At 69.8% G+C, this 258-nt stretch carries 1 pseudogene; it reads left to right on the plus strand.

Annotated features, from left to right (window positions below):
* Positions 1–258: pseudogene (locus tag AOK15_RS47770) on the plus strand (ABC transporter ATP-binding protein); the annotation flags it as partial.

Genomic DNA, 258 nt, shown 5'->3' on the forward strand with positions numbered 1-258 from the left:
CCTGGAGGAGCGCGACACGGCACGGCGGCACGCCCGCGAGGACTACGAGGAGTACGCCGACAAGAGGGCCGCGCTCCAGGACCGCGCCCAGATGCAGCGCTCCTGGATGGACAAGGGCGTCAAGAACGCCCGGCGCAAGGCGGGCAACGACAACGACAAGATCGGCCGCAAGTTCCGCAGCGAGGCCAGCGAGAAACAGGCCGCCAAGGCCCGGCAGACCCAGCGCATGATCGAGCGCCTCGACGTCGTCGAGGAGCC

Source organism: Streptomyces ossamyceticus (assembly GCF_001418475.1).
Classification (GTDB): domain Bacteria; phylum Actinomycetota; class Actinomycetes; order Streptomycetales; family Streptomycetaceae; genus Streptomyces; species Streptomyces ossamyceticus.